Origin of the sequence: Natrialba swarupiae, from assembly GCF_008245225.1 — an archaeon.
Lineage (GTDB): Archaea > Halobacteriota > Halobacteria > Halobacteriales > Natrialbaceae > Natrarchaeobius > Natrarchaeobius swarupiae.
On the sequence record NZ_VTAW01000012.1, the window covers coordinates 101,497 to 120,356 of the forward strand.

The 18,860-nt window shown below is 57.3% G+C and carries 18 protein-coding genes; 11 read left to right on the forward strand and 7 right to left on the reverse strand.

The window, feature by feature from the left end:
* Positions 1–24 precede the first annotated feature (24 nt).
* Positions 25–447 carry a hypothetical protein gene (locus FYC77_RS11020; RefSeq protein ID WP_149081557.1) on the forward strand — a complete coding sequence of 141 codons (423 nt, stop codon included), beginning with the start codon at positions 25–27 and terminating at the stop codon, positions 445–447.
* A 69-nt stretch (positions 448–516) separates the two neighbouring features.
* Here FYC77_RS11020 and FYC77_RS11025 read toward each other — a convergent pair whose 3' ends face one another.
* Entirely contained in the window at positions 517–1,374 is an 858-nt protein-coding gene (locus FYC77_RS11025; protein ID WP_149081558.1) for a ZIP family metal transporter, read from the reverse strand.
* Positions 1,375–1,493: 119 nt separating this feature from the next.
* Between FYC77_RS11025 and tenA the strand changes: the two genes are divergently transcribed.
* The 3 genes from tenA to FYC77_RS11040 are packed head-to-tail and all read left to right on the forward strand — an operon-like array spanning position 1,494 to position 3,184.
* Complete coding sequence (tenA, locus tag FYC77_RS11030; protein WP_149081559.1) at positions 1,494–2,153, forward strand: thiaminase II; 660 nt, start codon at positions 1,494–1,496, stop codon at positions 2,151–2,153.
* Positions 2,150–2,932, forward strand: a complete 783-nt coding sequence (locus FYC77_RS11035) for a TenA family protein (protein ID WP_202911808.1) — start codon at positions 2,150–2,152, stop codon at positions 2,930–2,932. Before tenA ends, FYC77_RS11035 begins: the two co-directional genes overlap by 4 nt.
* A gap of 36 nt (positions 2,933–2,968) precedes the next feature.
* On the forward strand, positions 2,969–3,184 hold the full coding sequence (locus FYC77_RS11040; protein WP_149081560.1) for a hypothetical protein: 216 nt from the start codon (positions 2,969–2,971) through the stop codon (positions 3,182–3,184).
* Between the two features lie 42 nt (positions 3,185–3,226).
* Here the strand turns inward: FYC77_RS11040 and FYC77_RS11045 are convergent, their stop codons facing one another.
* The 4 genes from FYC77_RS11045 to FYC77_RS11055 form a co-directional block, all read right to left on the reverse strand.
* Positions 3,227–3,886 carry a hypothetical protein gene (locus tag FYC77_RS11045; RefSeq protein ID WP_149081561.1) on the reverse strand — a complete coding sequence of 220 codons (660 nt, stop codon included), beginning with the start codon at positions 3,884–3,886 and terminating at the stop codon, positions 3,227–3,229.
* Positions 3,887–4,202: 316 nt separating this feature from the next.
* Positions 4,203–4,625 carry a CBS domain-containing protein gene (locus FYC77_RS11050; RefSeq protein ID WP_149081562.1) on the reverse strand — a complete coding sequence of 141 codons (423 nt, stop codon included), beginning with the start codon at positions 4,623–4,625 and terminating at the stop codon, positions 4,203–4,205.
* A 191-nt stretch (positions 4,626–4,816) separates the two neighbouring features.
* On the reverse strand, positions 4,817–4,951 hold the full coding sequence (locus FYC77_RS20885; RefSeq protein WP_255455272.1) for a DUF7503 family protein: 135 nt from the start codon (positions 4,949–4,951) through the stop codon (positions 4,817–4,819).
* A 616-nt stretch (positions 4,952–5,567) separates the two neighbouring features.
* Positions 5,568–8,531 carry an oligosaccharyl transferase, archaeosortase A system-associated gene (locus tag FYC77_RS11055; RefSeq protein WP_149081563.1) on the reverse strand — a complete coding sequence of 988 codons (2,964 nt, stop codon included), beginning with the start codon at positions 8,529–8,531 and terminating at the stop codon, positions 5,568–5,570.
* Positions 8,532–8,711: 180 nt separating this feature from the next.
* Between FYC77_RS11055 and aglG the strand changes: the two genes are divergently transcribed.
* Positions 8,712–9,641, forward strand: coding sequence for a glucosyl-dolichyl phosphate glucuronosyltransferase (aglG, locus tag FYC77_RS11060; protein ID WP_149081564.1), 930 nt, complete (start codon positions 8,712–8,714; stop codon positions 9,639–9,641).
* A 433-nt stretch (positions 9,642–10,074) separates the two neighbouring features.
* Positions 10,075–11,061, forward strand: coding sequence for an SDR family oxidoreductase (locus tag FYC77_RS11065; RefSeq protein WP_149081565.1), 987 nt, complete (start codon positions 10,075–10,077; stop codon positions 11,059–11,061).
* A 6-nt stretch (positions 11,062–11,067) separates the two neighbouring features.
* Here the strand turns inward: FYC77_RS11065 and FYC77_RS11070 are convergent, their stop codons facing one another.
* Positions 11,068–11,775: a nucleotidyltransferase family protein gene (locus FYC77_RS11070; protein ID WP_149081566.1), complete on the reverse strand. Its 708-nt coding sequence runs from the start codon at positions 11,773–11,775 to the stop codon at positions 11,068–11,070.
* Between the two features lie 168 nt (positions 11,776–11,943).
* Here FYC77_RS11070 and FYC77_RS11075 point away from each other — a divergent pair, with 168 nt between their 5' ends.
* The 5 genes from FYC77_RS11075 to FYC77_RS11095 all read left to right on the forward strand — a co-directional run bounded on the left by FYC77_RS11075 (position 11,944) and on the right by FYC77_RS11095 (position 16,861).
* Positions 11,944–12,897 carry a glycosyltransferase family 4 protein gene (locus tag FYC77_RS11075; RefSeq protein ID WP_149081567.1) on the forward strand — a complete coding sequence of 318 codons (954 nt, stop codon included), beginning with the start codon at positions 11,944–11,946 and terminating at the stop codon, positions 12,895–12,897.
* Between the two features lie 99 nt (positions 12,898–12,996).
* Positions 12,997–13,911, forward strand: a complete 915-nt coding sequence (locus tag FYC77_RS11080) for a glycosyltransferase family 2 protein (protein WP_149081568.1) — start codon at positions 12,997–12,999, stop codon at positions 13,909–13,911.
* Positions 13,912–14,008: 97 nt separating this feature from the next.
* Positions 14,009–14,725, forward strand: a complete 717-nt coding sequence (locus tag FYC77_RS11085) for a ParB N-terminal domain-containing protein (RefSeq protein WP_149081569.1) — start codon at positions 14,009–14,011, stop codon at positions 14,723–14,725.
* 267 nt (positions 14,726–14,992) lie between these two features.
* On the forward strand, positions 14,993–15,526 hold the full coding sequence (locus FYC77_RS11090; RefSeq protein ID WP_149081570.1) for a ParB N-terminal domain-containing protein: 534 nt from the start codon (positions 14,993–14,995) through the stop codon (positions 15,524–15,526).
* Positions 15,527–15,955: 429 nt separating this feature from the next.
* Positions 15,956–16,861, forward strand: coding sequence for an alkaline phosphatase family protein (locus FYC77_RS11095; RefSeq protein WP_238386900.1), 906 nt, complete (start codon positions 15,956–15,958; stop codon positions 16,859–16,861).
* A gap of 125 nt (positions 16,862–16,986) precedes the next feature.
* Here the strand turns inward: FYC77_RS11095 and FYC77_RS11100 are convergent, their stop codons facing one another.
* Complete coding sequence (locus FYC77_RS11100; protein WP_149081571.1) at positions 16,987–18,054, reverse strand: hypothetical protein; 1,068 nt, start codon at positions 18,052–18,054, stop codon at positions 16,987–16,989.
* Between the last annotated feature and the right edge of the window lie 806 nt (positions 18,055–18,860).

Consider the following 18,860-nt stretch of genomic DNA (forward strand, 5'->3'; position numbering starts at 1 on the left):
CGACACCGAGACGGGTGAACGCCGATGACCGAGGACTCGGACCAAGATCCGGCCGAACTCCGCGAGCAGGCCGACGAGTACGAGGCGGTCGCCGATGCGCTCGAAGAGCTCGTGATCGAACTGCGCGATGAACCGGTCAGGGAGTCCCGGCTCGAGGGGCTGTTCGACGAGGCGACGACGAGCAATCCGGGAATCTGGAACACCGTGACCGCGTTTATCGACGTCGAGGACGGCGAGGCGATCGTCACCGACGAGTCGAAGCTGGCGGAAGGCAAGTGGGCTCCGGAGATCGTCGAGGACTGCGACGCGATGGTCACGATCGACGTCCAGCGGGGCCTGATGCCCGACGAGTTCACGTACCTCGTCGGGAAGACGCTGCAGACCGAGATCGAGTCGTTCCGTGAACGGGCGAGCGAGGTTCGACGGAAAGCCGACGGACGGACGTGAGGGGGTCCCACGGCGGATTTAATCCCTGGTGCGGCTGTCGAACCGACTTCGACGGCTGAGCACACTGTTCTACACCGCAAGCGTCGTATCGACGATCAGCATGATCGCGAAGCCGAGGACGAACGTCGCCGTGGCCGTGTCGGCGTAGCCGTGGCCGTGACTCGAGGGGACGAGTTCGCGGAAGACGACCGCGATCATCGCGCCCGCGGCGAAGCCGGCGGCGATCGGGAAGAGGCCGGTGACGACGGCGACGAGTGCGAATCCAGCCGCCGCGGCGATCGGCTCCGGGACGCCCCCCGAGAGCGTCGTGTAGAGCAGCGTCTTCGACCGCGAGAGGCCCGCTCGAGCCGCGGGGACGGCTATCGCGAACCCGTCCGGGACGTTCTGGACCGCGATGGCGGTCGCGATAGCCAGACCGAGTGCGGTCTCGCCGCTGGCGAAGGCGATCCCGACCGCCAGTCCTTCGGGGACGTTGTGGATCGTCACGGCGCTTCCGACGAGCGCGGCGCGGCGTAGATCGTCCTCGGAGTCGGCTCTGCCGTCCGTGTCGTCGGTTTCGCCCCGGCGTACGGTGGTGGGCGACGGATCGCTCCCGCTGTTTCCGCCTACGGGCTCGAGTACGGTCGTTCCCTCGAGTCGATCATCGCGAAACCAGAGGTGCAGGTGGGGCAGGACGGCGTTGGTCACGAGCAGGAAGGCGCCGCCGAGCAGGACGCCCGCGACGACCTCGAGTGGGGTGCCGAGTTCGAGCCCCGGAAGGACGAGCGCGAACACCGCCGCGCCGACCATGATTCCGCCTGCGAGGCCGAGCGCGCCGTCGTAGACGCGGTGGCTCACCCGATCGGTCACCAGCGTCGGGAGCGCGCCGAGACCGGTCGCACAGCCCGCGATCGTCGCGATGACGACGACCTCGACGAGCGACGTCATAGCGGCAGTTCATCGTCCCCGCGGATAGGTGTGCCGTCGAACCTGGTTCGGTTCTCGACGCGAATATAATCGAGTTTTACCGACTAGTTATAATAGCGTGCGCCCCCGTTGCAAAACCGATGGCATTCAGCGACAGACTCCTCGAGGACGGATCGCACATCTGGGAGGCACAGCTGGAGCACCCGTTCGTCACCGAACTCGCGGCCGGAACGCTCGACGAGGCGGCGTTCGAACACTGGGTGAAACAGGACTACCGGTACCTGCTCGACTACGCGCGACTGTTCTCGGTCGCCGGCTCGAAAGCTCGCGACGAGGAGACGATGACTCACCTGCTGGGCGTCGCCCACGAGGTGCTCGACCACGAGATGGACCTCCACCGGGAGTTCGCCGCCGACTACGGCATCTCCCAGCCGGAACTCGAGTCCGTCGAAAAGGCCCCGACCTGCGTCGCGTACACGAACTTCCTCGTGCGCACCGCCTACGAGAGGTCGATCGCCGAAATCGCCGCCGCACTCTACCCGTGCATGCAGGGCTACCTCGACGTCGCCGAGCACATGGCGGATCTCGCGGAGGAAGAACACCAGTACACGCCGTTCATCGAGATGTACACCGGTGAGGAGTTCCGCGAGGCGACGGCGTGGTGCCGAGAGTTCGTCGACGAGTGTGGTGACCGCTACCCCGGCGAACACGACGCCATGCGCGAGGCGTTTCTGACGAGCGCCAAACTCGAGTACCGATTCTGGGAGATGGCCTACTCGCTCGAGGGGTGGGAGCTGTGAACGACGCCCGAGCCGGGGCAGAGGTCGAAAGCGACGTGCCGGCGACCTACGAGGAGTACGCCGCCCAGAGCACAAGGTCCGATCCGCGCTTTACCGACTGGCTCCGCGAGCGGTCCGAACCTACCTGGACAGACGCCACGGAACACCCGTTCACGCGGGAACTGGGTGCCGGCACGCTGTCCGAAGACGCCTACGCCGAGTATCTCGTCCAGGACTACGCCTTCGTGGACGACCTCGTCGGGACGTTCGGTTACGCGGTCGGACAGGCCCCAGACATGGCGTCGAAGCGACCACTCGTCGAGTTTCTCGATACGATCACCGACGAGGAAAACGACTACTTCGAGCGCTCGTTCGACGCCCTCGAGGTCCCGGAGTCACGCCGTCGCGATCCGAAACTCGCCGAGCCAACCGCGGCATTCGTCGACCTGCTCGGACGCGCAGCGGGCGAGGGCGGCTACGCTGAAACACTCGCTGTCCTCGTCCCCGCGGAGTGGATCTACGAGGAGTGGGCGACCGCGGTCGCGGCCGAGTACGCCGATGCGAACGCTGACCCGCCGAGCGCCGGTGCCGATCTCCCCTTCTACTACGCCGAGTGGATCGACCTCCACGCCACACCCGGCTTCCGCGAGTTCGTCGACTGGCTCCGGGGCGAACTCGACGCCGTCGGTCCCGAGCTCGCACCGCGACGGCAGGCGAGGGTCGAACGGTTGTTCCGGCGCACGGTCGACCTCGAGGTGGCGTTTTTCGATTCGGTCTACGGGACGGACGACCACGAGTAACGCCGACTTATCTCGTCTCCCCTCGTATCGTCGTGTATGGCGTTTACGACGGACGAAGAGCCCGCAGACCTCGGCGTGTTCGCGCTGCAGATGGCCACACTGTTGCTCGTTCCACCGCTCGTCGTGGGTCTCGGCCTCGCCGCAGTTAGCGGGGCGGAGCACTTCCTGCCGGGGATGGCGATCGGCCTCGTCGTCGGCGTATCGGCTGCCGCCCTCAGACAGGAGGTTCGCGGGGCCCGGACGGGTTCCTAATCCTGGCCCAGCGCGTCGAGTTCGACGAACGCCCGCTCGTCGCTAATCGATCGAAATCTCGAGTTCCAGCACGCCGAGATACGACGGTGCGTTGCCGCCGCTCGTTCGGAACTCGGTGGGCGTCGAGTCGACGTACCGGTAGAACTCCGATTGGGTCGCTGGGAGCATCGTCGATCCGTCCTCGCGCTGGAGGAACGCGGGTGCGTTCGTCTGTTGGATACGCTCGAGTTGTGTCTCCCAGTCGTCGCCGGCGTGGACGAAGACGCCGAACGAAAAGCGTCCCGAGGAGACCGCCTCCTGTTTCGATGAGAACTGATCGGCCTCCTCGACGCGATACTCCTCGTCGCTCAGCCACGCGATCGCAGCAAGGCCCTCGGTCCGGAGGAGGTAGGCGTCCCAGGTCAGCGTGTCGTCGAAGATCTCCCAGGCGTTTCGTGGACCGACGGTATCGACCTGGACGCTGAACGCGGGCCGACCCCGCGAGCCGGTCGACTCGTGGACGAACGTCGCATCCCAGCCGGGGACGCGGATCCCGCGGTCGTGGTAGACGACCCCGTCGGCCTCGAGCCCCAGGTCGTTTTGCTCGTCGAGTTCCCGCAGAAAGTCCAACACCGAGATGCCGCCAGCCTCCTCGAGTCCGTCGAAGAACTCGGGGAGTTCGTAGACGTCACGCCAGGGACGGTAGCCGTCGGGAGTGCTCATCGTTTCCGGTCCCCTCCGTCGGTCGTCCGCGATCCCACGGTCGGATGCTCGAGGCGCACTCGAGCGGGTGCGTCGTTCATACCCGATGCAAACGCGTCGGATCGGATTATACTGTCGCTGTCGCTCGTCGCGTCGAGTCGGAGTATACCGTCGCCGTGGTCCGTGGGGAACGTACTGACGACCGACGCCGGAGCGGAAACCCCAGAATCGGCAGACTGCGAGCGGGCGTGTGTCTCATACGGTTTGCTGTACGTCAGTGCCGATGTCACCGCGACACGTCTGCGATTGCACCGGTAAATCGTCACACCAATCCGTGTCAGTACTCGGGTCGTTGGGCCTGGATGACATCCGAAAGCTGCATGTGCTCGTCGGCAAGGAGTTCGTTGAGATCGTCCGACGTGATGATCCCGACCAGTTCGTTATTCTCGTCGCAGACGGGGAGTCGGCGGATACCCTGCTCGCTCATTAGTTCGGTTGCTTTGTAGAACCCGTCTGTCTGATCGGCAGTGGTTAGATCGTCAGACATAACGTCGCCGGCAGTCGCTTCTGCCGGGTCCATCCCGTTGCCGAGCACGCGCGTCGCGAGATCACGATCGGTGACGATCCCGATCGGTTCGTCGCCCTCGGTGATTACAACGCTCCCGACGTGGGATTCGTCCATGCGTGTTGCGAGTTCCTGAACGGAGTCGTGTTCTTGGGCCGTTACGACGTCGCTTCGGGCGAGGTTTTCAATAGGCATGAACCCATCTCGCTGTCCCACTGACGCGGCTATAAACCCCTGCCGTACCTCCAAAACACCGTGACTGCCACGCGTGATGAACTATCCATGCGACTCCCTCGGGCGATACGACTGGTATGAGGCTGTAGACGAGACGTGCGGCTAAACCGGTTTTTCCGATCGTTTCAACGTTACAAAATTCGTCTCCGATCCTACGGACCCATCTGGCTGTGGATTCCTGCCGCGGCCGTGCCCGCCTGACTGAGCAGGACGAACAGGGTGAACAGGACGCCGATCATTCGTGGATGCTCTGCGAGGTAATCTTTCATGTTGTCTTTGTCAGACATCACATTCCAATGGATGTGCCCAATGGTAATATAATTATCTAATACTTACATATATATTTTTATAAAAATATAGTCTATTTTATAATGGGTCGGCAATCCGGGTGTGTGAACTGATACGGGTTACTGTACGTCGGTACCGCCGAACCCGCGACCCCATCTGCGGTTCAAGCGGTAACACGGTACAGCAATCCGCATGAGACACGGAACGGTTCCGACGTGCCGCTCCGATAAATGATCATGAACTGATAAAAATCTCTCGCCGTCGAATCATCTTTCAGTTACTTCGTCGCACCCGACACATCATCTTTCCAACGTCTCATATCGAGTGTATCTCACACTCGAGCACGTTCTGCCCTCGAGGTACGGAAATCGACGAGAAAACCCAAAAACATCGGGAATACCGACGCCTCAGACGAATTGGTGTACCGGCTCGCCGGTATGACCGTAGAACGCGGCGCAGTTACACCGGAAATCACAGCAGTCCGTATCAGGTACGGTTCGTCGACTTGTCCCCGATTTGGAACTCCCTGCTCGATAGTACTGTGGTAGTCGGTCTCGAATCGACGGAACGCCGATCGAAAACGAAACGACGACCGCGTGGCGTTCGACTGTAGCGTTAGCCTGCCGCGTCGACTGCAACTGGCGTGAACGAACCGGCGGCTTCGGTCCCGTCTTCCATCTCCTGGTCGCCGATGACCGTCTCTTCACCCTCTTCGACGACATCCTCGTCACCGTCCTCGAGCAACGGACCGTCGTCCACGTCGACGTCGGTCTCGTTGTCGACTTCGTCCGGATCCTCGAACTCGACTTCCTCGAGCGGTACATCGACCGTCTCGCCCTCGACGACTGCAGTTTCGGGAACGGCCGTCTCGGCGTCGTAGGCCTGGAAGCCGTCGTCGCTCGGCGCCGTTACGGTTATCGTGTACTCCTCGGTCGCTTCGACGGCGCTGTCCGTGTACCCGTCTTCGACACCGAGTTCGTCGTTGGTGGCGTACGGAACCGTCAGTTCGAACGAGCCGTCCTCGTCGAGTTCGCCCTCCTGGACGTACTCGAACGTGCCGCTTTCGGTTTCCGAATCCAACTCGACGGCAGCGACGACGGTCGCCTCGTCGGGGTTGTCGACGTCGACCGATCCCTCGAGGGTCGCGCCCTCGACGCGTTCGTACGTCTTGACGGCGGCACCCTCCCGCTGGTCGAAGACGACGTAGTCGAGCTCCGGGTGCTGTTCGATCTGCATGAGTTCGAGGTACGTCTGCTGATCGTAGATCTGGTTGATCGCGACCATCGGCGATCCGCCGGCGTCGTACTCGAGTTCGCCGGTCTCCGCGTTGACGATGGCGTAGCTGACGAACGGCGTCATCCGGTCGTCGTTCTCGTGAACCAGCCGGTAGTGTTCCATGCCGGCCGCGTTGCCGAAGTACAGCTGTGCGGAGGTCGTCTCGTAGTACGGCACACCGGCGAACTGTCCCGGAATCTCGTCGCCTTCAACCGGCTCGTTCGGACTCAGATCTTCCGGCGTGGTGTAGTAGTCGTAGTCCGGCCCGGTCCACGTCGTGATCGCACCGAACTTCCCGCCGACCATCTGGTCGTCGATCATCACGTACCGGATCTCCTCGTGGGAGTCCTCGCCGTTTTCGATCATCTCCTCGAGTTCCTCGTTCGAGTGATCGCGGGGTGACTCACCCGCCGCGATCGCGTCGAGGATCAACTCGGCCCGTTCCTCGGACTCGGCGGTCAGGAACGCCGACGAGGAGCGGGCGTTCTGCTGGAACGGGTTCGAGTGAGGTATCCGCTCACCCTGTACCGTTATCAGGTGGCCGTAGTCCCACCACGACATCACCCCGTAGGATCCTTCCGGATACTCGAAGTCGTCGTCCTCGGGCTTGTCGTAGCTGCCGTAGAGCTCGAGTTCGTCCGCGTTGCCTGCACCTGCCCAGTTACCCGGTTCGGGCGTGTTCTCTGCGAGCCAGTGGTTCGACGTCTCCCAGGTGTCGGCGGTCGGGTTCGGCCCCGACGCATTGCCTCGCTCCCAGGCGGTGTCGTCGGCCGCCGCAACCGGTGGAAGCAACGGTGCGAACAACAGGAGCACGACCATGACGAGTACGATCACCTGGTAGGCTTCGACGTTCTTGAGGGCGCTGACACTCCGGACGAGTTCGACATCGACGTCGACGATCCGGATCATCTCGGCAACGAACACCGCGTTTACGACTGCAACCGCGATGACGAGGTAGTAGGCGAACCGAATCTGGGTCGCCGCCATGCTGATCAGGAACAGCGACCAGACGATGACGAGCGTGTGTTCGGTCCGGAACTCGCGACCGAAAAACGGCCGCGCGACCAGAATCACGAGACCCGCGAGCATCGTATAGAACGCGGCACCGAACTCGTCGACGACGTGAGCGGTGAAGTCGGCGGGTGGCTGGGCCTCCTGAATGGTGAGGTCCGTCGCCGTCTCGCCGAACGGGATCAGTCGCCGCGTCGCGTTCGTCACGAACGTATCGAACAGGCTCGGAAGCACCAGCCATATCACCGCAAACGCCGCGACGATCAGGCCGCCGATCGCCGCCGGATAGTACTGGCGATCGACGTCGAACCCGTTCCACTGCCGTGCGAACCACGCCATGAACACACAGCCGATCGCGACCAGTGCGGCACTCGCGGGCTGGAGATAGCCGAAACTCGTCACGCTCGTTCCCGGATCCTCGATGAGAACTGCCGTGAGCAGTGCCGTCACCCCGAGGCTCACCGCACCGACGAACGCGACGTGATCCGGCGAGACGTTGCGGACGTAATCGAGACAGAGCTGGACGGTGAAAAACACCGCGAGAATACCGATCAGGACGACGCCGGGTGGCCACACCCAGATGTACAACGTGAGCGCGACCCCCGCGAGCGCGCTGTAAATCGCCGGCGTGCGAAGCGCCTCCCAGTCGCCGTCGGCGAGGAGTTCGTAGATCGGTTGCTCTCGCTCGGCGACGCGAAGTGCGACCATCATCGCGAGGATCGCGATCGCCATGAACAGCACCTCGGCGACGTGGTGTTGAAGCTGTCCCGCGGTCGTCCGGGCGAGGAACGTCCCTGGTGCGAGCGCGAGGAGGAGGACGGAAACGACACCTCCCAGAGCCCCGCCGAGGCGACGACCGATGAAGAACACCGGAATCGCCACCAGCGCGGCCATCGCGGGGACGGCCAGCAACGACACCATGTACAGCGTCTCCGTCGACGGATCGCCGAGTCCGACGATCATCGCCGCGGTGACGATGAGTTGATCGAACAGCGTTCCGAACTGGCCGACGTAGCGCCCGGTCGGGAACCCCGTCCAGACGTCGTACGGCATCGTCCGTGGATAGTTCTCCGCAGTCCACTGTACCGTCCGCCAGTGATACCAGGAGTCGATCGCTGACAGGGCGGGCGTTCCATCCTCGGTGATGAACTCGTCGTACGCGCGAGTCCGCGTCAAAAACATGAACAGCATCACGACCCCGACGACCGGGATGTGATACCACTGCGTCCACGTCTCGAGGAGAGACAGTGAGGTGTCGGACTCTCCCTGGACGCGTTCAGTGTCCGTACTCATTAGGTTGCAACAGACCCAAGCGCAGAATAAGCCTTGTCATATACGTGCGCTGTTTTCATACCCTGACCAGTAGTAGCCTGTTGTCGGTGAGTCTCGTGGACAGGAGTATCTCGTCTCCAAACGACTGTCGTGTCGTCCGAAGGAAAAGGCTTATTCGCCGTTCACCGCAACCGAGCGACGATGAAGGTCTCCGTGGTTATCTGTACGTACGCGATGGACCGCTACGACGTCTTTTCCGACTGCGTCGATAGCGTTCTCGCACAGACCTACGATCCGCTCGAGGTCGTCGTACTCGTCGACGGCAACGATGCCGTTTTCGATCGGGTCCGTGACGACTACGGGGACCTCGACGACATCGTTCTCCACTGCAACGAGGAAAACCAGGGAATCTCCTACAGCAGGACGAGAGGTGCCGAACTGGCCACCGGCGACGTCGTCGCGTTTATCGACGACGACGGCATCGCCGAGCCCGACTGGATCGCGGAACTCGCCCGGGTGTACCGCGAAACCGACGCGATTGCGGTTGGGGGCCACGCGAAACCCGACTGGATCACCGACAAACCGGATTTCTTCCCCGAGGAGTTCTACTGGCTCGTCGGCTGTGACGAACGCGGCATGGGCGAACACATGGACGAACTTCGGAACACGTACGGCTCGAACATCTCCTTTCGACGCGACGTCTTCTTGAACGTCGGCGGCTACGACGAGAACACCGGACGGAAAGGCGACCGTCACATCCAGGCCCACGAAGCTCCCGTCTGTATCCGAATGGCGAACGCGTACGGCAAAGGGGTGATCTACAACCGAAACGCCGTCGTCAACCATCAGCTGTTCGACTATCGTGGCGACTTCCGCTGGCTCGTCGGCCGATCGTTCTGGCAAGGCTACTCCAAACGCATCATGGACGTCCTCTTGCCCGAAGCCGCCGGCGACAAGAACGAATATTTGAAACAGCTCATGCTCGAGTTCGTCCCGGAACGACTGTGGGACCTCGGACGGGAGCCCGCACTATCGAAGGCGAAACAGCTCGTCGCGATCTTCGTCTTCACAGCGGCAGTCGGATTCGGCTATCTGTACGGGTTGCTCGAGGTCGACCGATCGGAGCTATAGTAGCCACTGAAAGTCAATGCACACCGGATCGCCAGACGGATCGGCGATTGGTGTGTGAACTGTTTCAGTTGTTACTATAACCGCCGATCGAAACGCGGCGACCGAGACGTGACGATTTGGTTCGGCGTTACGGGTGTCGATCTGTGCAACGCGACAACGGAACGGTAATTGAGACTCTCGTCGCCGTCCGAAAGAGCCAGGAGCTGACGGTTTACTCTGTACCGTAGTCTCGAGTCTGGACACAACGAGCTTCTACGACGACTCTCGTATCTCTGTGAGTCTCCGAGAACGTATTAGTTGGGAGTGCGACGGTTGCTGCAGCCGTTCGGTTCTTGCTCGAACGATCGCTGGTCAGCTGCGACACCGTTCGTGGATGATACGTTTCGACTCGAAACCCGTGACGTTTTTTGAGCGTGGATGCAACTATGCGACGATGCAGATTCTCGTCACTGGTGGCGCAGGGTTTATCGGGGGTCACCTCGCGGAACAATTCGTCTCTGACGGCCACGACGTCGTCGTTCTCGACACCCTCGAACCGTTCTACGATGTCGGTCTCAAGCAACGAAATATCGAAGCCGGTGAAACGGCGGCGAAGAACGGAACCGGCCAATACAATTTCGTCGAGGGAAGCGTCACTGACAGCGATCTCGTTACGGATCTCGTCTCCGAAACCGACTGTATCTTCCATCAGGCTGCCCAGGCGGGCGTCCGAACGAGCGTCGAGAACCCGGGGAAGACGACGCGTATCAACATCGATGGAACGTTCACGGTGCTCGAGGCCGCCCGAAAGGCTGGTGTGAGACGGTTCGTCAACGCCAGCTCGTCTTCGGTGTACGGCAAACCCGAGTATCTCCCTTACGACGAAGACCACCCGACTACGCCCATAAGTCCGTACGGTGCATCCAAGGTCGCTGCCGAACACTATGCGCGGGTCTACAACGAAGTATACGGTCTACCAACGGTTTCGTTGCGGTATTTCACCGTCTACGGTCCCCGAATGCGTCCGAACATGGCTTTCACCAACTTCGTCTCGCGATGTCTTCACGGTGAGTCTCCTGTTATCTTCGGTGACGGCACACAGACGCGTGATTTCACCTACGTCAACGATATCGTCGATGCGAACCGTCGATTGCTCGAGACGAGCGTCGCCGATGGGGAAGTGCTGAACATCGGTTCGGGAGAGCGAATCACGATTACCGAACTTGCGACCGTCATCCGTGACGAGATCGACCCGGAGATCGACATCGTCTACGACGACCCTCGAGAAGGGGATGCCGAACACACCCACTCGGACGTCTCGAAAGCCCGCAAGTTACTCGGTTACGAACCAAGCGTTTCGATCGAAGCCGGCGCGAAGCAGTTCGTCGAGTGGTACCGACGGAACAAAGATTGGTACGACCCGCTGGTTCGAAACTCGTGAACGAACCTACCTGTGTAACTCCCGCGTAGCGGTTTCGAGATCGGCGGGCGTGTTTACGTTCACCCGCCATTCGTCCAGTTCGATGGCTCGAATAACTGCGCCCTGTCGTCGGAGTCGGTTGATCGCATCCGCCAGTTCGTACTCGCCGCGATCCGACGGAGAGATAGCACTACAGTGGCGAAACGTCGACTCGGGAAGTGTATAGACGCCTGTCGTGACGAGCGACGAATCCGGTTCGTCTGGTTTTTCTTCGATCCGGACCACCGTACCATCGTCGTCGGTGACGACGACACCCGTCGTGCGTGCAACCGCAGGCGGTGCCTCTTCGACGAGAATGGTCGCGTCTACATCGGAACGACGGTGCGTTCGAACGAGAGACTCGAGCGAGAACTCGAAGACGTTGTCTCCGTTCAAGACGAGAAAGTCCCCGTCAACGACGTCTTCGGCCTGTTCGACCGCGTGAGCCAGTCCGAGCCGGTCTCGCTGTTCGACGTACTGAATCGGCGTCCCGTCGTACGCCTCCCCGTAGTACTCGACGATCCGTTGTCCACGATATCCGACGACGACGATCGACTCGACGCTGACCTCGACGAGTCGATCGAAACAGTACGTGAGAATGGGTTCTCCATCGATCTCGACCATCCCCTTCGGTCGCGAATCGGTCAACGGACGAAGCCGGCTTCCCCTCCCGGCAGCAGGGACGACAGCGAACATACTATCAGCCGATGATTATCGGATTACCGTCCTCGGGGACGAAAACGATACCGAAACCGCTCGACGAAGCGTGTACGGTTTCTCGACCCCATCTCTGCTGACTGACTCGAGACGCAAAGAACACATATATATCCCGACCGAAGAAACCGTTCGACCACAGAATACGCCATGGTAGACGTGGAGGGTCCGCAGGTACTACACCTGACTCCGTCGAGAGAGGTGTTCTTCGATCAACAGATCGAGACGCTCGAGGAGAAAGGGGTCGACTGTACGGTCTGTGTCGTTCCCGGTGCCGACCAGATCGACGGAGACATGGGGCGAGACCGCGGCGTGTCGGAGTATCTCCGGTTTCTCCCTCGAGTTCGCCGGGAGCTACGCAACGGCGACTACGATCTGATTCACGCGAACTACGGTCTAACGGCGCCCTACGCGATCACCCAGTTACGACGTCCTATCGTCTTGACGCTGTGGGGATCGGACGTCGTCGGGTTCGACGGTCTCGTGACGAGAGCCTGCGCGTGGCGGGCCGACGCAGTGACCGTCCGAAGCGAGGAAATGCGAGAGTTACTGGGGCGGGACGATGCCCACATCGTCCCGAGTGGCGTGGATCTCGAGCGATTTCGGCCGATCGATCGAATACGAGCACGGGAGCGTGTCGGATGGGATCGGGAGACCTACCACGTGCTGTTCCCGTACTCGCCGAGTTACGAGCGGAAAAACTACCCGCTGGCGAAACGCGTCGTAGAGCGTACAGAGGCGGAGCTAGGTGAGGAAATCACGTTGCAGACGATCTCCGGTGTGTCACACGAGGACGTCCCGTACTACGTAAACGCTGCGAACGTACTATTGCTGACGTCCGACCACGAAGGATCGCCAAACACCGTCAAAGAGGCCATGGCATGCAACGTCCCCGTCGTCTCGACCGACGTCGGAGACGTTCGAGAGCGCCTCGACGGCGTGTCACACGGTGGTGTCGGAGCGAACGAAGACGAACTCGTCGACTGCCTCCGAAACGCTCTCGAATCGACCGACCCAACGAACGGACGAGACCTCGTTCGTGAAGTAAGCTGGGACCGTATCGGTGACCGTCTCCTCGATTTGTACGACGACCAGATCGACTAATATGGTGGACATACGATCCCTCCTTCCCCGACAGACGATCCTCGAATCGAGTACACCGAGTGACAAATCAGTTCATTTCCAACCCGTTTGAGACACATAATGGCCGAAATCAGTGTAATAATACCTTCCTATAACTCTGCGTCGTTACTCCCTCGAGCGATCGATAGCGTCTTGAACCAAACGTACGACGACTTCGAACTGATCGTCGTCGACGATGCGTCCGATGATCATACTGAGCAAGTCGTCTCGGCCTACGACGACGACAGAATTGAGTACATCAAACACGACGTAAACAGGGGAGGATCTGCGGCACGGAACACCGGAATCCGACGTTCGAACGGCAAATACATCGCATTTCTGGACGCCGACGACGAGTGGCTTCCCGAGAAACTCGAGCGGCAATTGGACGAGTTAGAATCACGTCCAGACGAGTACGTCGCTGTTCACTGCGATCGGACGTACGAAACGACCTGGTCCGAGAAACTCAGGGATCGACTCTCCGTCGTCGTCGGGACGAGAAAAAAAGGCGTCTCGAAAGAGGGTGGTGAAGAACTGATACAAGAAATCCTGCTGATGAATCTGAGCACCGGTGCGTCCACCCTTTTCGTAAAGGGGGAAACCGTCGAGAACATCGGCGGGTTCGACGCCGACTTCCCTCGTCATCAGGATTGGGAGTTTCTCATTCGAATCCTTCAGGAGGGCAAGTTAGCCCATGTCGAGGACGAACTGGTGATCAAACACCACACAGGTGAACCCGATCCCGACGTGTTCGTTGAGGGGAAGGATAAGCTCCTCTCGGTGTTTTCGGAAGAGATCTCGGAGCTCGAATCGAGAGGATACGAGATAACACACGTTCAACAGCACCACCTCGCGAAAATGTACGTCGAATCCGGACAAATCGGGAAAGGACTCACTCGAATCGAATGGTCCACTCTCGAGCTACCGGAGGTACTTGGCGTATTCTGGTCCATCTCCGTCGGAATTCGGACGCGATTGACGGGGTTCTTCTCGTGAACCGGAATTCGTATGTGAGCTGTTCGCCAGTATCTCATACGAACAGTAGTTTGCGACTCGAGTACACGACTATGTATCGGGAGGGTCTGAACCGACTATGAGCGACGAGATTCGAGAGCGAGAACGTTCCTGGTTCGATCGAATTCGAATCTTCGTGATGGGCGAACTCGAAAAACGCCACTGGTACAACAGGCTGGAGAACAAACACATTGCAGTTACGAACAACTCGATTGACATCGACTTACTGAAGGTCGTTCGTGTCGACCCGGACGAAATCAAGTTTGTCGCAGGTACAATTACGCCCGGCGGGCCCGACTCGTATCACCTCGAGTACCTCGAACGCCCAGCCCCGTTCGGTCGGGAGAGTATCGGTGCAGTCCGGGGTGGTGACTGGGATCGAACCGGCGTTCGCTTCGATTCCCTGTCGGAGTTCACGGCTATCGAGTCCCACTTCGAAGCGGGAGTTCCCTGGAGCGATACGGAACTGTACAAACGCCACGAAGAAAGCATCGATGACGGATACTCGTCGTACGGTGTGCGGTCTATCGAGGGTCTAGACCACAAATTCGAACAGCTGGACGAATTATTCCACAGCGTCTCTAAACACGGCTTACGATCCCAACAAGAACTCGGGAAAAGCTGTCTCGCCGAGGTCGGAATCGCACTCGGCCGAGACGGACGTCCGCTGTTCTTTGGTGAAGGGCGACACCGGCTGAGTATCGCAAAAGTTCTCGGACTCGAATCAGTTCCCGTCCTGATTCATCTTCGCCATCGAAACCTGCTGTACGGATCCTGTGCGCTCGAGAACAGATAATACCGTACTATTCGATGTATGTTCCTCAAACCAAACTCGTCCATTTCGAACGAACTCCGAAAACGAATCGATTCGTATCCGGTACTCCAACGGAGCGTTACGGCGGTTTACCCGAGATACGTCGCGACCTATGCGAAAACGATAACGTGGCTCCGGTTCGGCCGACGGTATCGAGCACCTATAGATCCGTTCGAACTCATTTGGATAGATCCCGACGATGTCGTCGGTAAACAACAACAAATGGATCGATTCCGATACGGGGATCCTGTGTCAGAAGTACTTGATGGAGATTGGGATCGACAGTTCATCTCGTTCGACGACTGGAAGACGTACAACGCGTTTGACAGACGCTTCTCGGACGGCTACAAGTGGGCCGAAACGGCATTTTATGCACAAAAAATGGCGGCCATCGAGGCTGGAGAGGCGAAATGGGGTTGTACGTCCGTCGACGATTTCGAACAACGGCTGCATTCCATCGATCAACTGTACGAGAACATTCGATCACACGGGTACAAAACCCAACGGCAGCTTCAAAAAAATCGTGATGACGACCCTATTCGACGTAGCATTCACGACTATTGGCCACCAGAATTAACCGAAATAACAATCAACGTTGGACGCGATGGGCAACTGTTATTACATGACGGACGTCACCGTTTCATTATTGCTTCACTTCTCGGACTCGAGTCGATCCCTGCTCGAGTGAAAGCGAGACACGATAACTGGCAACAGCGACGTGACACAGTATTCGCCGAGCCTTCAAATTCGACTGATCGATATCGTCATCCGGATTTACCATGATAACCCCAACACCTATACATTATCAATAAACTTATTTCGAATGACAAACCACTGCAGCCTGCTGACTCGCCGTGGGTGCCAGACTTGTTTTTAATTCAGAAATATTCCATCCATGTCAGTCTGACCATCCTATAGCATTCGTATTTTCTAGGTGAATACCGCCACTGGCCTCTACTACGGCATCTGGTCGTCATGACTCATTACAGCATAGGTAAAATATTGACTGATCGTGGCTGATTTTCAGCTCGGCATACCAAAACAATATCAGGTGGTCTTTTCGGAGGTCGATGTTGGGATGTCGTTCTGAAAGTTTCCAGCGAGTACCAATTCCTCAACGGAGTATTTTTAAACCATTAACTATATTCCCCAATTATGTTTGGACAATATGATATCTCGAGTCTTTGGAAAGGGATTTAAAACCCTCATCTAATGAGAACGGAGATATGCAAAATCGTAGATGATAAAATATACTCGAAGTATAATAGATTCAAATTTGATAGGGAATTTGGGGAAGGCATCGATGCAATAACCAAAGATTGGGATAATCTGATCATATTAGACGCTTGCCGTTATGACTACTTTGCAGAACAGATCGATATTGACGGTTCCCTAGAACAGGTCATTTCGAAAGGAGGGCGCAGTTGGGAGTTTATGGAAGCAAATTTCGTTGGAAGGGAACTTCATGATACTGTCTATGTCACTGCAAATCTCCATGTTGAAAAGTTGGATGATGACGTTTTTTACACTGTTGAAACAGTTCCGGCTTCGAAACGGAATCCAGAACACGTGGTCAAGGCAGCAAAGGAGGCTCACAAGAAGTATCCGGACAAACGGCTGATCGTTCATTTTATGCAACCACATCGACCGTATTTAGGTCCGACAGCTGACAAGGCTAGAGATCAGCTTAATGATAATTTCTTACGATATACAGCGGGTGTTCAAGAGGGAGCAAAACATACGAAGCCGAAAATTGATTTCTCTGCATTTAGATACGGTGAACTACCGATAGAATGGCTATACGAATTGTATGAAGAGAATTTAGATATTGCTCTTGACCATACGTATGAACTTTTAGAATTTATCGACGGGAAATCAGTCATCACGGCAGATCACGGCGAACTTCTCGGAGAACGGAAAGGGATATTCGGCCAACGGAAATTTGGTCATCCTGGGAACATAAAGACACCAGAGGCGTATATCGTCCCGTGGTTCACTATCAAAAGTAAGCAAAGGCGCGAGATCCTCGCCGACGAACCGATCGGTTGGGATCGACTAGACGATGAAGTCGTGAAAAATCGGCTACGAGAGCTGGGTTACCTCGAGCCAGGGATCTAGGGGTCGATCGCGTAAAACTTCTGTGGGCTCAGTTATTCTGCCTTTTTGACCAATCGCATTTTACAGCCTGAGATGAGGCACGATCGGAATCCGGGTTATATTGCACAGGTCAGAACTATTATCCGTTATTGGTACTCCGAAAGTACATCTGTGATCCACTCGTTCTCGTCGAGTGAATCCGGACCATGGAAAATATTGTGGAAGGAATCTTTCGACACGTACGGGTAGTATTCTCTACGAATTTTGTTTTTCAAACTTGAGAGCTGATCTTCATCAATTTCACCGTACTCGTTTACTGGAGGTTCCGTTCCAACGATTACCACGTTGTCTCCATCGTCATTTATCTTGTATTTTTTATATTCGATTAGTCGTTCTGACTCGTTTACTGCGTACATGTCATCGACAAATTGTCCAACTTCGTCTCCCAAATTCATAATTTCAACAGAGACGACACCGAGTTCTGAATCCAATCGATCGACAATCGAGTCGAAGTAGTCCGAGACGGTTGGCCAAATAACAAAATACAGCGTCTCATCCCCGGATTTATCGGACTTACCGCGGGTCCGACTTCCGACAAATTTCGGGGTGCTGATCCCTAGCTTTCGCGATATCAATCCAAACCCCGCTCTAGCCGTCGCAACAACACCCTCTTCGCGAAGTGTGACCTCTGCTTCCGCAATCAATGAATAATCTTTCTTTTTGCTTTCCGGAAGTCCACGCTTATCAAAAAAATCTGGGTAGAATTCGTAGCTAAACAAACTCCAGTCCCACTCATAATCGTCTGCACCGAGAAATCGCTGTTCAAGCAATTCGATATCTCTCTGGTCTTTTTCCCACAGACGGCGGTGTTTGAACGACAGTTCGATTTCTGGCTTGACAATCTTTATTCCGTTCGTAGTATAGTGATACGTCTCATCGTGGACTAGTTCTTTATCAGTTACTCCAAGCCACGAATATTTCTCGACAGAAACATCAATATTTTTGGGAGTCGAATCAAAATCGACCGCACCTCGCTCATATGGGTCGATTGCTAGATCAATATCGCCGTTCTCACGCAGTCCAAAATCGGCTAGGACAGCACTCCCGACGATACAAACGTCCTCTGTTGACAACTGAACCGATTCTAAATACTTCTTTAAATCATCGAAATAGCGTATTCCCTGACTCGAATTTTTGGATTGCTTAAGCGTCATTGTACGACGTTCTATTTCCAGCTACAATAATACCTTTCGCAACACTATTCAATGGATAAATATGTGGTGTCATCAGTGCTATCGCCGCATTTTTTCGGTTCGAACGTTGGTCTCTGCTTCGATCATATTTAGACCGGTTCTAAATCCTTGAGGTCGGGATGACCCAAGTGTTTTCTGGCTTTCTCCGGTAACTGGTCTGTAGATTCCGAGTTTCGGACGGCATCACGTATCTGTTGCCATCTAGTATGTCTGACCCGTATCTGGACGGTAATCTGTTCCAACCGTGCCAATTTGGCGATGATAATTCGGTTTCGGCCTCGGCCGGTCCACACTATCTCTCCATCGCGGTCGATACCGACGCCGATCTCGACGTCGTTTGGTCAGATCGACAGACGATCGAGCGTGGAGTACAACTCTCGTTGGGTTTTGTATCCTTCTTCTTCGAGTTTCTGACACAGGTTTTCCCGTGACTCTGCGTTATTTCGTCGGGGAGTTCGTTCCAGGAAACGCCCTGAACAAATCGCCTGTGAAAGACCTCGTATCGCTCCCGTTCGGTAATTTTCGAACGCTTCCAGTGGCCGTCCTCGACGGCTCCCCAGACGTCAGTAAACCCGTTTACTTCGTGGCTAATCTCGTTCGGATCGACCCTGATCAGTTTTAGCGGGTCGGCGTCAGTGTACGTCTCATCGCCCATCCTGTGACGAAGTTGGATATATTTCGAACTATAGTGAGCGTGTCATAGAAACGTTCTCAACGAAGGCAGCAGGGTGTGGAAACTGTGTCCAGCAGCGCCACAACCCTGCAAG

Coding starts and splice junctions, on each gene's coding strand:
- FYC77_RS11020 (WP_149081557.1), top strand. CDS start 25: ATGACCGAGGACTCGGACCAAGATCCGGCCGAACTCCGCGAGCAGGCC.
- FYC77_RS11065 (WP_149081565.1), top strand. CDS start 10,075: ATGCAGATTCTCGTCACTGGTGGCGCAGGGTTTATCGGGGGTCACCTC.
- FYC77_RS11080 (WP_149081568.1), top strand. CDS start 12,997: ATGGCCGAAATCAGTGTAATAATACCTTCCTATAACTCTGCGTCGTTA.
- FYC77_RS11100 (WP_149081571.1), bottom strand. CDS start 18,054: ATGACGCTTAAGCAATCCAAAAATTCGAGTCAGGGAATACGCTATTTC.
- FYC77_RS11075 (WP_149081567.1), top strand. CDS start 11,944: ATGGTAGACGTGGAGGGTCCGCAGGTACTACACCTGACTCCGTCGAGA.
- FYC77_RS11045 (WP_149081561.1), bottom strand. CDS start 3,886: ATGAGCACTCCCGACGGCTACCGTCCCTGGCGTGACGTCTACGAACTC.
- tenA (WP_149081559.1), top strand. CDS start 1,494: ATGGCATTCAGCGACAGACTCCTCGAGGACGGATCGCACATCTGGGAG.
- FYC77_RS11050 (WP_149081562.1), bottom strand. CDS start 4,625: ATGCCTATTGAAAACCTCGCCCGAAGCGACGTCGTAACGGCCCAAGAA.
- FYC77_RS11055 (WP_149081563.1), bottom strand. CDS start 8,531: ATGAGTACGGACACTGAACGCGTCCAGGGAGAGTCCGACACCTCACTG.
- aglG (WP_149081564.1), top strand. CDS start 8,712: ATGAAGGTCTCCGTGGTTATCTGTACGTACGCGATGGACCGCTACGAC.
- FYC77_RS11070 (WP_149081566.1), bottom strand. CDS start 11,775: ATGTTCGCTGTCGTCCCTGCTGCCGGGAGGGGAAGCCGGCTTCGTCCG.
- FYC77_RS11025 (WP_149081558.1), bottom strand. CDS start 1,374: ATGACGTCGCTCGTCGAGGTCGTCGTCATCGCGACGATCGCGGGCTGT.
- FYC77_RS11095 (WP_238386900.1), top strand. CDS start 15,956: ATGAGAACGGAGATATGCAAAATCGTAGATGATAAAATATACTCGAAG.
- FYC77_RS11040 (WP_149081560.1), top strand. CDS start 2,969: ATGGCGTTTACGACGGACGAAGAGCCCGCAGACCTCGGCGTGTTCGCG.
- FYC77_RS20885 (WP_255455272.1), bottom strand. CDS start 4,951: ATGTCTGACAAAGACAACATGAAAGATTACCTCGCAGAGCATCCACGA.
- FYC77_RS11085 (WP_149081569.1), top strand. CDS start 14,009: ATGAGCGACGAGATTCGAGAGCGAGAACGTTCCTGGTTCGATCGAATT.